Genomic DNA, 13,666 nt, shown 5'->3' on the forward strand with positions numbered 1-13,666 from the left:
CCCTCCGCCGCCAGGGTCAGGTCGCTGGTCCAGCCGCCCCAGGCGGGCATGACCAGGGTGAGTCCGGTGCGGGTGAGTCGGCGGGCCACGCCCCGGCTCAGCGCGCGGAGGTGGTCGTCGGTGGTCGCCTCGGCCAGGCGGGTGCGCCAGCGGGACTGGGTCAGGTGCAGGTCGCCGTTGGTCTCGCGGGCCAGGAGGCTGGTGGGTCGGTACCGGGGCAGTTGCCGGGCCAGGTCGGGGCCGGTCAGTGGGGTGCACAGGCAGGCGACGAAGAATCCGGAGTCGTGCCGTTCGAGTTCGCTGGTCAGGGCGGGCACCCCGTCCAGGAGAATCCCGCCGCCGTCGATCTGGGGGAAGTCGGCGTCGATCTCCTCCAGGAGTGCTCGGGCGCGGTCCCGGTCCGTGGGGGCGGGGTCGGTGTGCAGGGCCACCAGGGCGTCCAGGTCCGAGACGCCGGGGACGGCGGTGCCCCGGGGGATGCTGCCGTACAGGTAGGCGCTGTGCATGCGGGGCCCGAAGACCTGGTGGAGGCGGGTGCGCAGGGCTTTGACCACGGGGGTGAAGGCGGCGGGGACGCGGTCCGGTGATCCTTCGCGGGCGATGGTGCCGTCGGGGCGCAGTCCCTGGGTGGGGGGTGGTGTCATGTCCGCTCCGGTGGGTCAGGCGAGGGGGTGCCAGGCCCACATGTTGGGTTCGACGTAGGTGCCGCGGTCGGCGGCCAGGTCGATGGTGACGGGTGCCAGGGCGCCCTCGACGATGTGGCGTCCGCTGCCGGGGAAGTCCATGGCGGTCCACTGGCGCCACTGGGCGACGGTGCCCTCCACGGTCATGGACCTCTCGCAGGGGTGAAGCAGGCGCGCGCCCAGGCGTTGGTGGGTGCGGAGCCAGGGGTCGGTGGACAGGCCGTCGTTCTCGCGGGTCCAGCTGGCGTACTCGGCCATGGGGATCAGCGGGTAGCGGTGTTTGAGGGTGGGGCGCAGGGGTGCGGCCAGCGCGGTCAGTCCGTGCTCGGTGGCGTTGTCGCGCAGGGCCTGTCCCATGAGGGCGCTGACTCCGGCTCCCTGGTGGCTGGTGGAGACGGCGATGTACAGGGCGGAGGCGATGGTGGGCGCGCGTCCGGCGTCCCTGTCGTGGAAGGCCTGTTCCAGGGCCCAGGCGAAGCCCTCGTCGGGGAGTTCGTCGGGGGTTCCGTGCCAGGCCAGCGGGGCGCTGTTGGCGCGGGCGATGACCTCGTCGCCGCGTACCAGGGCGAGTTGGTACTCAGGGAACTCCCGCGCCAGACGGTTCCAGTACCCGTGGGCGACGGTGTCGTGGAACATCAGCTCGGGGCCGGGGTTGAGCTCGGGGCGTTCCAGGACCTCGGCGAGGTCGGGGCGCTGGGCCAGGGTCACGATCGGCATGGGTGCATCGTGGCAGGGCTCCCGGTGGTGGGCAAGCGGATTGTTGCCGGTCAGGCGAGCGGGTCGGGGTTCCGGTAGTGCTGGCACCACTGCGGGAGGTGGGTGGGAGTGGACCTGTAAGTGGGTGTCTGCGTCATCGTGCCGGTCGTACCGGTGGTTCTAGCGTTGAGGGTGTCAGAGAAGCCTGTTGTACGAGGAACCCCGGGGAGAGTCATGATCGCGGCGGGCCCATCCACCATTCCGGCCCCTGAGCCGTTGCGCTATGAGCGCGCCCAGGGGTACGGGGTTCGTCTGCTCGCCTGTGACGGGACCGAGGACGGTCGGATCGTGGAGGAGTTGGGGGACGCGGCCACCGCGGACCATGTCGCGGTCCTGGTGCCGGGCAACGACAACTACCTGGGCAACTACTTTAACCAGAAGAGGGCCACGCGGCCGCGCGCCAACGGGGAGACGTTGTTGCGCACGATGCGTGAGGTGGCGCCGGGGGAGCGTGTGGCGGTGGTGGTGTGGGTGGGGTACCGCACGCCGCGCGGGTTCGGGGAGGCCGTCTCGCGCCGTCCGGCGATGGAGGGGGCGCAGGACCTGGTGCGGTTGACCCGGTTCCTGCCCGGTGCTGCGCGGGTGACGCTGGTGGGGCACAGCTACGGCACGGTGGTGTGCGGTCTGGCCCTGGGGCGGGGGCGGGTCAGTGACTGTGTGGCGCTGGGCAGCCCCGGCATGGGGACGCGTTCGCGGGAGGAGTTGGGGTTCTCGGGGAACCTGTGGGCGGCACGGGGGCCCAGTGACTGGATCCGGTTCTTTCCCCGGGGGCACGTGGGGGAGGCGGGGCACGGGCCCTCGCCGCTGCGGCGCGGGTACGGGGCGCGGGTGTTCGGGACCGGGGACATCCCGGGGCACTGCTCGTACTACCGGCCGGGCAGTGAGTCGGTGCGCAACATCGCTCGGATCGCGGTGGGCCGGTATGAGGAGGTGACGCCGGTGGCGGTGCCGCGTCCCCGTCGTGCGGGTCGGGTGCGGGTGGCGGAGGTGGTCTCGTGAGTGGCGAACCGGTGATCCTGGCGGAGGGGGTGCGCAAGCTCTACCCGGGGGGTGGGGTGGCTCTGGACGGGGTGGACCTGGCGGTGGCGCCGGGGACCGTGCACGGACTGCTGGGGCCCAACGGTGCGGGTAAGACCACGTCGGTGCGGGTGTTGGCGACCCTGTTGGGGTTCGACGGGGGCCGGGCGAGGGTGGCCGGGGCCGATGTCGCCTCGCAGGCTCGGCTGGTGCGTTCGCGGATCGGGTTCGTGGGGCAGTACGCGGCGGTGGACGAGATCCTCAGCGGGCGCCGCAACCTGGAGATGTTCGGTCGCCTGTACCACCTGGGGCGGCGGCGTTCTCGGGAGCGGGCCGTGGAGTTGTTGGAGCGTTTCGACCTGACGGGGGCGGCTGACCGTTCGGTGCGCACGTACTCGGGTGGGATGCGCCGCCGGTTGGATCTGGCGGCGGGGCTGGTGTTGGATCCTCGGGTGCTGTTCCTGGACGAGCCCACGACCGGGTTGGATCCGCGCAGCCGGGCCGAGGTGTGGCGGGCGGTCCGGGAGTTGGTGGCGGGGGGTACGACGGTGCTGCTGACCACCCAGTACCTGGAGGAGGCCGATCGGTTGGCGGACCGGGTGTCGGTGTTGGACCGGGGCGGGGTGATCGCCGAGGGAAGCCCGGAGGAGTTGAAGTCGCGGGTGGGTGGTGGCCGGGTGGAGGTGGTGGTGGCCGGTGTCGAGGAGTTGCCGGTGGCGGTGGAGGTGCTGGGCCGGATGGCCGGGGCGCCGCCGGAGGTGGACCGGGACGCGTTGCGGGTGAGCGCGCCGGTGTGTGGGCGCGGTGCGGGATTGTCCAAGGTGGTGCGGGCGCTGGACGAGGCCGGGTTGGACGTGGAGGACATCGCGTTGCGGCGTCCGACGTTGGATGACGTGTTCCTGGGGTTGACCGGGCAGCGCGGTGGCGCGGTGGCGGAGGAGCGGTCGTGATCCCGGACGTGGAGCGTGAGCGGCGGGGGCCGCGAGCATTGCTGGGAAGGGCTGGCTGGGCGGTGGCCGATTCCGCCGTGGTCGCCCGCCGCTACCTGGCGCACCTGCTGTACAAGCCCGACGAGGTGGTCGGGACGCTGATGATCCCGGTGCTGGCGGTGCTGCTGTTCGGTTTCGTGTTCGGTGAGGCGATGGGCGCGGCGATGGGGGTGGGCGGTGAGGACTACCGCGACTTCCTGATGCCGGGGCTGTTCGCGTTGACCATGGCGTTCGGGATCGGAAACACGACGATCGCGGTGGTCACGGACGTGGGCCGGGGTGTGGTGGACCGGTTCCGGACGTTGCCGATGGCACCGTCCGCGTTGTTGGTGGGGCGCAGTATGGCCGACGTGGTCTCGGCCCTGGTGGACCTGTTGGTTCTGGTGGGGATGGGGTTGCTGGTGGGGTGGCAGTGGCACAACGGACCGGTGCCGGCGTTGGCCGCGTTGGGGTTGTTGCTGCTGCTGCGCCTGGCGTTCACGTGGATCGGGATCTACCTGGGGTTGCTGGTGCGCAGTCCCGAGGCGGCCATGAAGTTCTTCTCACTGGTGTTCCCGCTGGCGATGGTGGCCGAGACGTTCGTGCCCGCGGAGGTGATCCCGGCGTGGTTGGCGCCGGTGGCCGAGTGGAATCCGTTGTCGGCGACGGTGCTGGCCTGCCGTGCGTTGTTCGGCAACACCACGGTGGTGGGTGAGTCGTGGGTGGCGCAGAACGCGGTGTTGATGGCGGTGGTGTGGCCGCTGGTGCTGATGGCGGTGTTCGTTCCGTTGGCGATGCGGCGTTACCGGAAGCTGGGTCGCTGACTTCGCGTCGGGCGTAGCGGTCACTCTCTTGTTGTCTTCACCGCTCCTTCGGCTGCGTCGCACGCTGTCCCTGGTGCTGGCCTGGCTCGGACGCCTGGGGCACTGGCGGCTGAGGAGGCCGGTCGGCCGGCCTCGGGAGGGTCTCGTCCTCGAACCGTTCGCGTTCGTACCCACCTTCGTCCGTCGGAAGGCGGCTGGTGGGGAGGGTCCCGTGTTCGGGGGCGCACGAGGGCGCGCAGACTCCGGGGGTGTTGGTGCAGGGGGTCTGGGTTCACGCGTGTGTGGACAGGTGGGCCTCCAGTTGGGCGGCGCCGGTCAGGAGGGCTCGGCCTCGGGCATCGAGTCGCTGGTGCCAGCCGTCCAGGGTTTCCTCCAACGGTTGGAGGCCGCCGGCCGAGCGCACCTGGGTGATGAGCGGGGCGATCTGTTCCAGCAGGTAGCCGCCGCGCCGGAGCTGGTGGACCAGTTGGGCGTCGCGTACCGCGGCGTCGTCGTAGACGCGGTAGCCGGTGCGCGGGTCGCGGACCGGGAACACCAGTCCGGCGTTCTCCCATTTGCGCAGGGTGGCCGGTCGGACGCCGAGGCGGTCCGCGAGCTGTCCGATGAAGACGGTTCCGGGTGTGGGGTTCGTGGTGGTGAGCCCGGAGAGCACCCTGGTGGTCGGTGGTGTGGCCGTGGTCGGCGTGGAGTCCAGGTCGCGGAGCGCGTTCCGGACGGCGGTGAGGGTGCGGCGGTCGTCGAGGAGCTGGGCGTGGCTCAGGTCGATCTCGTGCAGGGCCTCCTCCACGTGTCCGTGGTTGACGGCCCGCATGATCGCCGCCGCCCGCTGGTGGCCGTGGCCGGGGGACAGGGTCAGGAACGCGCGCAGGGCCGAGGCGTGCCGTGGGGTGTAGGAGCGGTATCCGTGGGGGCTGCGTTCGGCGGGCGGGAGGATGCCGTCGGCCTCGTAGTTCCTGATCGCCTGGGTGGACAGCCCGTGCCGACGGGCCAGGTCGATCGGTCTCAGGCGAACCCCGCTTTGAAGCTTTTCTGCCATGGTTTCGATGCTAGTGCGTGAAAGTCTCCACCGAGGGTTCAGCGATACCGTCGAAGGTATGGATAAGCGGACAAAGGACACGGCGCATGTGCTCGGGGCTGCCTCGGTGATGGGGTTGCTCTCCGACCGGCCGCGCGTGCTGGCTCTGGGGGAGCCCACGCACGACGACGGCACGCTGCTGTGGGTGCGCAACGACCTGTTCCGGGGGCTCGTGGAGGAGGAGGGGTACCGGACGATCGCGCTGGAGAGCGACTGTCTGAGGGGGTTGGTCGTGGACGAGTACGTCACCTTCGGCCACGGAACGCTCGAGGAGGTGATGGAGCGCGGGTTCAGTCACGGTTTCGGGAGCTACGCCGCCAACCGTGAACTGGTGCGGTGGATGCGCGCCCACAACGAGGGGCGCCCGGTGGGTGAGCGGGTGCGGTTCGCCGGGTTCGACGGTCCGTTGGAGATCTCGGGCGCCGAGAGTCCCCGGCAGGCCCTGAGCGCCCTGTACGACCACCTGGCCGAACAGGTTGAGGCGGACCTGCTGCCCTGTACCGCCGGGAACCTGGACCGGTTGCTCGGGTCGGACGGGCCCTGGACCGCCCCGGAGGCGATGATGGACCCGGCCCGGTCGGTGGGGCGGTCCGCTGAGGCCGGGGAGTTGCGGTTGATCGCCGACGACCTGGTTTCGCTGCTGGACGCGCAGGCTCCGTACCTGGTGGGGGCGACCTCGCGCGCGGAACTGGCCCAGGCCGAGCTGTACGGGCGCACGGCCGTGGGGCTGTTGCGCTACCACCACTGGTTGGCGGACACCTCGCCCGCGCGTATCACCCGGTTGTTGGGGGTGCGGGATCAGATGATGGCGCACAACCTCCTGGCCCTGGCCGATCGTGGACCGGTGTTGGTGCACGCGCACAACTCCCACCTGCAACGGGAGCGGAGTTCGATGCGGATGTGGCAGGGGTTGATGGAGTGGTGGAGTGCTGGGCCGCGGGTACGCGTTCCTGCCCACCGCGTTGGGCACACTGCGTCACCACGGGGTGGAGGAGCCACCCCAGGGGAGTGTGGAGGGGGTGTTGTACGCGCTGGGTCGGGAGCGGTGTGTGGTGGACGCCCCTGAGTTGGCGCGGGTGCTGGGTGAGGGATCCGCCGAGGCCCGGGAGTCGCCGTGGTTCGGCTACGCGCCGTTGGACCCGGCGCACCTGGCGAACAGCGACGGTCTGGTGTTCGTTCGGGAGGTCACGCCTTCGGAGGGCGCGACCAGCAGCGGCGAGTAGGCGCGGAGAAGGGGGCGCGGGCACGCGCGGCGGGCTCGCCGACTCGGCTGTGGCCCCGGTCCCCGTGAGTACCGCCGCTTCGTCGAGGGTGAGTCTCAGGTGTGGGCGAGGTACTCGGCGAAGGTGGTGCGGCCCACGGCGTGCTCGGGAGCAAGGTGGGCTCCGGCGCGGTAGGCGGCGAAGGTCGCTCCGGGCAGGCGTACCGGTAGAAGGCGGCGCGAGGTGCCGGTGGCGTCCAGGTAGGCGCGGGCCAGGTCGTGGAAGGACTCGACGCGGGGTCCGCCCAGGTCGGGGACGCGTGCGGAGGGTTCCTGCTGGGCCAGTCGGGCCAGGCGCAGGGCGACCTCGCCGGGATCGACGGGCTGGACATCGACGTCGGGGTAGGGCATCACGGGCAGGCGGGCGGCGCGGGCGCAGACCGCGGCGACGAGTTGGTGGAACTGAGTGGCGCGTAGGACGGTCACGCCCAGCCCGGAGGCGAGCAGGGCCTCCTCGACGGTGTGCTTGGTGCGGTAGTAGCCCAGGGGAACGCTGTCGCAGCCGACGATGGAGACGTAGACCAGGTGGGTGACGCCGTTGGCCCTGGCGGAGCGCAGGAGGTGGGTGGCGGCCTGGAGGTCGCCGCCGGTGGGACTGCTGGCGCAGTGCACGACGGTGTCGACTCCGGTCAGGGCGGTGTCGAGTCCCTCGCCGGTGCGCAGGTCGACGGCGTGGGCGTTCGGGTCCTGCGGGTCGGGGTGGCGGCTGAGGGTGTGGACCTGGTGGTCGGTTTGGCGTAGTCGTTCCACGACCGGGGCGCCGAGGGTTCCGGTGGCACCGGTGACCAGGATCGTGCTCATGTGCCCACCTCCGCGGCCGTGGGTGGTGTGTCTGGGCCGTTGGGGACAAGCTAACACCGCACTGGTCCGCTTTTGTGGATGTTTGGTGGGTTTTCGTCGTGCTTTGCCGAGGCGTGGTGTGGGGGATTGTGGGCGTTCGTCCTGGTACGTGGGTGACCCGTGGGGTGAGGCGTCCCGTTAGAGTGCTGGCAGCGTCGGCGCAGTGAGCGCCGCCACACAGGGTGAAGGAGGGGTCCATGCCGGGGGTCGTCGAGGAGCTGGTGGCCGCGATCGGGGCCGAACAGGTGGTCACCGATCCCGCCGTGATGGAGGGCTACTCGCATGACGAGGCCGAGTGGGCGCCCTACGAAGCGCCGGCGGCGGTGGTACGGCCCCGCGACACCGCCGACGTCGCCGAGGTGGTGCGGATCTGCGCGGGCCGGGGGGTCGCGGTGGTCGGACGCGGCGCCGGTACCGGGCTGTCGGGGGCGGCCAACGCCGGACGGGGCTGGGTGGTGGTCTCCTTCGAGCGGATGAACCGGGTGCTGGAGGTGGACACCGTCCAGCAGACCGCCACGGTCCAGCCGGGCGTGGTCAACGACGAGCTGCGGGCGAGGGTTGCCCAGGACGGCCTGTGGTACCCGCCGGACCCCGCCTCGTCGCCGTGGTCGACACTCGGCGGGAACGTGGCCACCAACGCCGGTGGGCTGTGCTGCGTGAAGTACGGGGTCACCCGGGACTACGTGCTGGGCATGGAGGCCGTCGTGGGCTCCGGTGAGGTGGTGCGGCTGGGCAGGACCACCGCCAAGGGGGTGACCGGGTACGACCTGGCCGGGCTCATGGTGGGTTCGGAGGGCACTCTGGGGCTGGTCACCGAGGTGACGTTGCGTCTGGTGCCGTTGCGCCGGGGCGTGGAGCACACCGTGGTGGGTTACTTCGACTCCCTGACCGACGCCGGGCGGGCGGTGGCCGCGGTGTCGGCGGCGGGCATCGTGCCCTCGGCCCTGGAACTCATCGACCGGTTCTGCCTCCAGGCCGTGGACGAGTGGAAGAACATGGGCCTGTCCGCCGAGGGAGAGGTCCTGTTGCTGGCCCGCAGCGACCTTCCCGGGGCCGCCGGTCAGGAGGAGGCCGACCGCATCCTGGAGTGCTTCGAACAGGAGAAGGCCGTGTACGCGGTGCGCTCCACCGACGAGGAGGAGGCCGAGGCGCTCTTCCAGGCGCGGCGGCTGGCCTACCCGGCACTGGAGCGGCTGGGGCCGTTGCTGACCGAGGACGTGTGCGTGCCCAAGGCGCGGGTCCCGCACATGCTGGAGGCGATCGAGGCGGCCGGGGAGCGGTTCGAGACCAGGATCGGCAACATCGCGCACGCCGGTGACGGGAACCTGCATCCGCTGTTCATCGTCCCGGCCGGTGACGAGGAGGCCAAGCGTCGGGCCAAGCAGGCGTTCGAGGTGATCGTGGACGAGGCCCTGGCTGTGGGCGGGACGGTCACCGGCGAGCACGGCGTGGGTCTGCTGAAGATGCGCGGCGCCGCCGACGAGCTGGGCCCGCACGTGCTGGCGATGCACCGGGCGGTCAAGGGAGCGCTGGACCCCGCGGGGATCTTCAATCCGGGCAAGGTCTTCGCTCTGGAGGGGGAGCGGGACTGAGCGTCGGCGACCCGGTGGGGGCGCCTGAGGAGGAGGGGTTGCGGGTCGTCCGGGTGGGTCCCGGGCGGCCCGCGTCCGTGTGGGGGGCGAGGCCGGGCGGCGGGGCGCGGGGGTCACACCGTGCGCGCGTAGTCGTCGAGGAGGGCGGCCGCGGTGAGCATGGCCCGTGAGCGCTGGGTGAGCTCGTCCGCGCGTTGGCCCAGGGCGGTGTGCAGCGCGCGGCTGTCGCCGCTGCGGCGCAGTTCCAGGATGACCGGCGGGATGTCCGAGAGCGGGTAGCGGACCTGGCGCAGCAGGTGCACCATGCGGGCCTCGCGTACGTCGGCGGGGGAGTAGAGGCGGTACCCGGTGGGGTGCTCGCGCCGGGGTTCGAGCAGTCCGGCGTCCTCCCACACGCGCAGGGTGGAGGTGCGGACGCCCAGGTGGTCGGCGAGTTCGCCGATGCGCAGCTCACCTCCGGGCGCGGCCGGTGCGTCGGGGGCGTGTTCGGCGACCGCCGCCAGGGCCCGTCCGGTGGCATGCAGGGCGGTGCGCTGTTCGTGCAGGGTGTGGTGGGCGGCGTCGATCAGCGCCAGGGCCGCGGGGAGGTCGTGTTCGTGCACGGCGGCCATGACACCGCGGGCGGTGGCGCCGCCGAAACCCGCGCTCAGGGCGCGGAAGGTGAGCAGGGCCCGTCGGTGGAGGTCGGTGAGGATCCGGTAGCCGGAGTCGGTGCGGGATGTCGGGGGCAGGACGCCCTCGTCCGCGTGGTTGCGTACCTGCTGGGTGGAGATGCCGGCGGCCCGGGCCAGGTCGATGGGGCGTAGCCGGTCGGTGGGCGCGTCCACGGTGTGGTCCTCCCTGGGTGTGGGTGATCAGGATAGGGCGCGGGGCGTCCCTTCGGCGGGGTGTGGCGGCCGCCCGCCCGGACTGGAGGGGGCGACGCGGCCCGGAGGATCGGGAAGCGGTCTCGAATGGGCTCGTGCGGACCCGTGACCGCGACCGGACTCCCCCTGGACCAGTCCGTCGAACCCCTGCGACGGTCTCGTGGGAACACGTCCAGCGCGTGGAGGAGCGGAGGGAGCCATGGGAGGAGCCGCTCCCGGTACCGCGCCCGGTGTGGGACTCGGCGGGCGACTCGCCCGAGGAGACTCTCGCCGCGTGCTGGCGCTGGTACCGGGTCGCGGCCGGTGAGGACGGCACGTCGTCCCCGCCGGGGTGCGAGGGGGAGGGCGGGCTGTGGCAGATTCGGGGTATGGACGACGAACTCACCCCGGTGCTGGAGGCGGTGGGGCCGCGGTTGCGGTCCCTGCGCAGGGAACGGGGCACCACGCTGGCAGGGTTGTCGGAGCAGACGGGGATCTCGGTGAGCACCCTGTCCCGGTTGGAGTCGGGGCAGCGGCGCCCCACCCTGGAACTCCTGTTGCCGCTGTCCCGTGTGTACGAGGTGCCCCTGGACCGGCTCGTGGGGCAGCCCCCGGTGCGGGACCCCCGGGTTCGGCGCGGGTCGTTCGTCCGCCACGGAGTCACCTACGTTCCGCTCAACCGCAGGCCGGGCGGACTCCAGGCCTACCGGATCACCAACCCGACGGTGAACGCCCCGCTCACCGTTCCGGCGGAGGAGATCGAACAGCGCACCCACGAGGGGCACGACTGGCTGTACGTCCTGGAGGGGCGGTTGCGGCTGGTCCTGGGCGATCACGACATGGTGTTGGAGCCGGGGGAGGTCGCCGAGTTCGACACCCGTATCCCGCACGCGCTGGCCAACCCCGGCCCGGGGCCGGTCGAGTACCTGGGCCTGTTCGGCCCCCAGGGTGAGCGCGCGCACGTGCGGGTGCGCCCCAGACAGGACTCCGGGAAAAGGGGGGAACCAGGCGAGGAGTGAAGGGCGTCTCAGTGGGTGGAGAGCCGCGCTGAGAGGAAGTTTCCCTATGTCCGGTGGCACCCTGGCGATCATGGCGATCGCCGTAGTCATCATCGTCGCGATCGCGATGATGTCCTCGGCCGCTGAGCGGCGGCGATCGGAGGCCCTGGAGGCCTGGGCGGGTGAACGGGGCTGGACCTACGACAGGGAGCGCCCCGAACTCGTCGCCCGGTTCAGGGGAACGCCCTTCCGACGGGGGCGTTCCAACGCCAAGGCCAGGCACGTACTGACCGCCGAGCGCCGGGGTCACAGCGTCCTGGCCTTCGAGTACAGCTACACGACGAGCAGCCACAACGGTCAGAACACGACGACCACGAAGCACTGCTTCGGAATCGTCGCCGTGAGCACGCCGCGCACCCCCACGCTGGAGGTCGGGAACGAGCACTTCGGTCACACCCTCCTCGGACTGTTGGGGGTGCACGACCTCCAGGTGGGGGAGTCGACCTTCGACGAGACCTTCCGGATCGCCGCCGAGGACGACGCGTTCGCCCTGGCGGTGCTGGGACCGGAGCTGCGGGCGTGGTTGCTGGAGCGCGCCGAGGAGCGCATTCCGTTCCGCTTCACGGGTGACCACCTCCTGACCTGGTACACGGGCGCGTTGGAGCCCGAGAAGGCCGTGGCCACCGCCGACACCCTCATCGACCTGATGGAGCGGGTCCCCGCCCAGGTGTGGGAGGGGACCCGGGGCTGAGGTCAGGGGCGCAGGTGCGGCGGGAAGCCCGTCCACCGCAGGTCGTCGGGCAGGTGGGTGAGTTCGTTGAGGGTGACCACTGAGGCCGGGGTGTCGGGGGCGTAGCGGATGACGGTGAGTCCGGCGTTGGCGGCGCCCACGCTCACCCACCGCCAGGGCGGGGCGTCCAGTGCGGCCGTGACGAGCCAGGCCACGAGGTAGGCGTGGGTGATGACCACCTCGCGCCGGTCCGTTCCGCCCTCCACGGGGCCGGTCAGGAGTTCCAGTGCCCGCTGCCCGAGTTCGGGGGAGCGTTCGGCTGCCGGGACCCGGCTGAGGAAGTCGAGGACGCCGTCGGCGTGGGCGGTGGGTAGCTCGTGGCGTCGGGGCAGGTGGGGGGCGTAGTCCCCGGCCTCGGGGAGTTCCACCGGGGTCACGTCCTCCAGGTGGGAGGCCACCAGGTGGGCGGTCTGCGCGGCGCGGGGCAGGGGGCCGTGCCAGAGGGTGTGGGGCGCGAACTCGCTCAGGCGGGCCCCGAGCAGGTCGGCCTGGAGGTGTCCGGTCTCGGTGAGTTCTCCGGTGTCGGGGTCGGCCTGGGCGTGGCGGGCAAGGTACAGGTGACGGGTCGCGGCCATGGGCGGCCCTTTCTGGTGACGGGGGGTGGGTCCTCCCTACGATCCGCCGTCGTGGCGCGTGGTTCGTGGTGGACACGTTCGGCTCGGGGACCTCCTCACCGGCGTGCGCGGCTGTGCCCGGTGCAGCCGCCAGTACTCCGGTGACCGTCGTCGCGAACGCTCCGGTCGTGATCCGCCTCGTCGCTGGCCTCATGCTTGGCCATCCCCTGTCATCGACCGCGAGGCCTTCGCGGACCCACGTGAATACGTTCACCCCCTCTGTGGAGTTCACCCGGAGTCACCAAGTCTGCGCAAAGCCGTGAGCGACATCACTCTCCGTCGTTACCGTGGTGACACGAAACAGCGAACGGGCGCAACCTGGGCTTGGCACCTTGGGGGCATGGACGCTTTCAGTGGCAGCCATGCAAACGACGACCGTCACGGATTCTTCGGCCGCGAGGTGCTGGAGATGGGGACCCTGCTGTTCGCCGCCGGGTCGGCGCACCTGCTGGTGGTCTCCCTGGGACACAGTGACAGCGGGGTCCGGGCCCTGATCGTGCTGGGGGTTCTGCTCCTCGCCTTCTCCGCCCTGCACCGTTGGCGCAGGCACTGTCGGACGCGCCGCCGACCATCCGCTCACACGGGCACCGCCCCCGATCCCGACCCGGCCGGTTCCGCGTCTCCCGCCGAGGACCGGCTCTGGAGCGTGCGGGTCAGCGTCGCCGAAGGGCCGGGCGGTCTGGCCGCTCTCGCTGGCGGGTTCGCCGCGCTGGGGGTCGACATCCGTCTCAGACAGGTCCACCCCGACGGCAGCGGGGCCCCGGACGAGTTCTACGTGAGCGTGCCCCCGCACGTGGACGAGACCGACCTGGTCCGCGCGGTGCGCGAGGTCGGTGGCCGCCACGTCGTGGTGCGTACGGACGACGTCCACGAACTCAGTGACTCCACCGGCCGACCCCTCACCGTGGTGGCGCGTGGTTCGTGGCTGTCCGTGCCACCACCCGCGTCCCGCCCGTGGACGGGGCCGGGGAGAGTGGTTGCTCCCGTGGAGGCGGACCGATCCGGCGCGGGCACGTGAGCGGAGGGGGCTGGGCGGGTAGGGCCGCACGTGTGAGCGGGCCCGTCCGGGTCCGCGCTTCCGAGGAGCACAGGGGGACACGATGGCTGACCCACTCACCGGACGGCGCGTGGCGATTCTTGCTGCCGACGGGGTCGAGCAGGTGGAGCTGGTCCAACCACGCCAGGCGTTGGCGGAGGCAGGCGCCCAGGTGGATCTGGTCTCGTTGAACGAGGGTCGGATCCAGGCCATGAACGGGGACATCGAACCGGCGGACCGGTTCACGGTGGACCGGGTGGTCTCCGCGGTCGGAGTCGACGACTACGACGCGCTCGTGGTTCCGGGCGGCACCATCAATCCGGACAACCTGAGGTCGGACGCCGACGCGGTGCGGCTCCCCCCCGCC

15 protein-coding genes and 1 pseudogene (1 of these 16 cut by a window edge) are annotated in these 13,666 nt (G+C 71.6%); 10 read left to right on the plus strand and 6 right to left on the minus strand.

Annotated features, from left to right (window positions below; all coding sequences use genetic code 11):
- Positions 1–644: nucleotidyltransferase domain-containing protein (locus D452_RS0105895; RefSeq protein ID WP_017543221.1), on the minus strand; the 644-nt coding region annotated here is incomplete at its 3' end.
- 15 nt (positions 645–659) lie between these two features.
- Entirely contained in the window at positions 660–1,400 is a 741-nt protein-coding gene (locus tag D452_RS0105900; protein ID WP_017543222.1) for a hypothetical protein, read from the minus strand.
- Between the two features lie 213 nt (positions 1,401–1,613).
- On the opposite strand from D452_RS0105900, the gene D452_RS0105905 reads away from it, so the two are divergent.
- The 3 genes from D452_RS0105905 to D452_RS0105915 are packed head-to-tail and all read left to right on the plus strand — an operon-like array spanning position 1,614 to position 4,248.
- Positions 1,614–2,438 carry an alpha/beta hydrolase gene (locus D452_RS0105905; protein ID WP_017543223.1) on the plus strand — a complete coding sequence of 275 codons (825 nt, stop codon included), beginning with the start codon at positions 1,614–1,616 and terminating at the stop codon, positions 2,436–2,438.
- Complete coding sequence (locus D452_RS0105910; protein ID WP_017543224.1) at positions 2,435–3,406, plus strand: daunorubicin resistance protein DrrA family ABC transporter ATP-binding protein; 972 nt, start codon at positions 2,435–2,437, stop codon at positions 3,404–3,406. Before D452_RS0105905 ends, D452_RS0105910 begins: the two co-directional genes overlap by 4 nt.
- Positions 3,406–4,248 (plus strand): ABC transporter permease, encoded by an 843-nt coding sequence (locus D452_RS0105915; RefSeq protein WP_394297084.1) that lies wholly within the window; start codon positions 3,406–3,408, stop codon positions 4,246–4,248. Before D452_RS0105910 ends, D452_RS0105915 begins: the two co-directional genes overlap by 1 nt.
- 271 nt (positions 4,249–4,519) lie before the next feature.
- On the opposite strand, the gene D452_RS0105920 is transcribed toward D452_RS0105915, so the two are convergent.
- Positions 4,520–5,284 (minus strand): TioE family transcriptional regulator, encoded by a 765-nt coding sequence (locus D452_RS0105920; RefSeq protein ID WP_017543226.1) that lies wholly within the window; start codon positions 5,282–5,284, stop codon positions 4,520–4,522.
- Positions 5,285–5,342: 58 nt separating this feature from the next.
- Between D452_RS0105920 and D452_RS27780 the strand changes: the two genes are divergently transcribed.
- Both D452_RS27780 and D452_RS31825 read left to right on the plus strand, forming a co-directional pair.
- Positions 5,343–6,389 carry an erythromycin esterase family protein gene (locus tag D452_RS27780; protein ID WP_338042017.1) on the plus strand — a complete coding sequence of 349 codons (1,047 nt, stop codon included), beginning with the start codon at positions 5,343–5,345 and terminating at the stop codon, positions 6,387–6,389.
- Positions 6,373–6,546 carry a hypothetical protein gene (locus tag D452_RS31825; RefSeq protein ID WP_338042018.1) on the plus strand — a complete coding sequence of 58 codons (174 nt, stop codon included), beginning with the start codon at positions 6,373–6,375 and terminating at the stop codon, positions 6,544–6,546. Before D452_RS27780 ends, D452_RS31825 begins: the two co-directional genes overlap by 17 nt.
- 95 nt (positions 6,547–6,641) lie before the next feature.
- On the opposite strand, the gene D452_RS0105930 is transcribed toward D452_RS31825, so the two are convergent.
- A complete protein-coding gene (locus tag D452_RS0105930) occupies positions 6,642–7,385 on the minus strand; it encodes an SDR family oxidoreductase (protein ID WP_017543227.1) in 744 nt (247 codons plus the stop codon).
- 236 nt (positions 7,386–7,621) lie between these two features.
- Between D452_RS0105930 and D452_RS0105935 the strand changes: the two genes are divergently transcribed.
- Positions 7,622–9,016 (plus strand): FAD-binding oxidoreductase, encoded by a 1,395-nt coding sequence (locus tag D452_RS0105935; RefSeq protein WP_017543228.1) that lies wholly within the window; start codon positions 7,622–7,624, stop codon positions 9,014–9,016.
- 113 nt (positions 9,017–9,129) lie between these two features.
- Here the strand turns inward: D452_RS0105935 and D452_RS0105940 are convergent, their stop codons facing one another.
- Positions 9,130–9,843: a MerR family transcriptional regulator gene (locus tag D452_RS0105940; RefSeq protein ID WP_017543229.1), complete on the minus strand. Its 714-nt coding sequence runs from the start codon at positions 9,841–9,843 to the stop codon at positions 9,130–9,132.
- Positions 9,844–10,250: 407 nt separating this feature from the next.
- Here D452_RS0105940 and D452_RS0105945 point away from each other — a divergent pair, with 407 nt between their 5' ends.
- Complete coding sequence (locus D452_RS0105945) at positions 10,251–10,880, plus strand: helix-turn-helix domain-containing protein (protein ID WP_040693220.1); 630 nt, start codon at positions 10,251–10,253, stop codon at positions 10,878–10,880.
- A gap of 46 nt (positions 10,881–10,926) precedes the next feature.
- On the plus strand, positions 10,927–11,610 hold the full coding sequence (locus D452_RS0105950; RefSeq protein ID WP_017543231.1) for a type III secretion system chaperone family protein: 684 nt from the start codon (positions 10,927–10,929) through the stop codon (positions 11,608–11,610).
- Between the two features lie 2 nt (positions 11,611–11,612).
- On the opposite strand, the gene D452_RS0105955 is transcribed toward D452_RS0105950, so the two are convergent.
- Positions 11,613–12,224 carry a histidine phosphatase family protein gene (locus D452_RS0105955; protein WP_017543232.1) on the minus strand — a complete coding sequence of 204 codons (612 nt, stop codon included), beginning with the start codon at positions 12,222–12,224 and terminating at the stop codon, positions 11,613–11,615.
- Positions 12,225–12,603: 379 nt separating this feature from the next.
- Here D452_RS0105955 and D452_RS27785 point away from each other — a divergent pair, with 379 nt between their 5' ends.
- Positions 12,604–13,281, plus strand: a complete 678-nt coding sequence (locus tag D452_RS27785) for a hypothetical protein (protein ID WP_239646328.1) — start codon at positions 12,604–12,606, stop codon at positions 13,279–13,281.
- 82 nt (positions 13,282–13,363) lie between these two features.
- Positions 13,364–13,666: pseudogene (locus tag D452_RS27790) on the plus strand (type 1 glutamine amidotransferase domain-containing protein) (it continues 212 nt past the right edge of the window).

This window comes from Nocardiopsis prasina DSM 43845, assembly GCF_000341265.1.
Taxonomy (GTDB): Bacteria; Actinomycetota; Actinomycetes; order Streptosporangiales; family Streptosporangiaceae; genus Nocardiopsis; species Nocardiopsis prasina.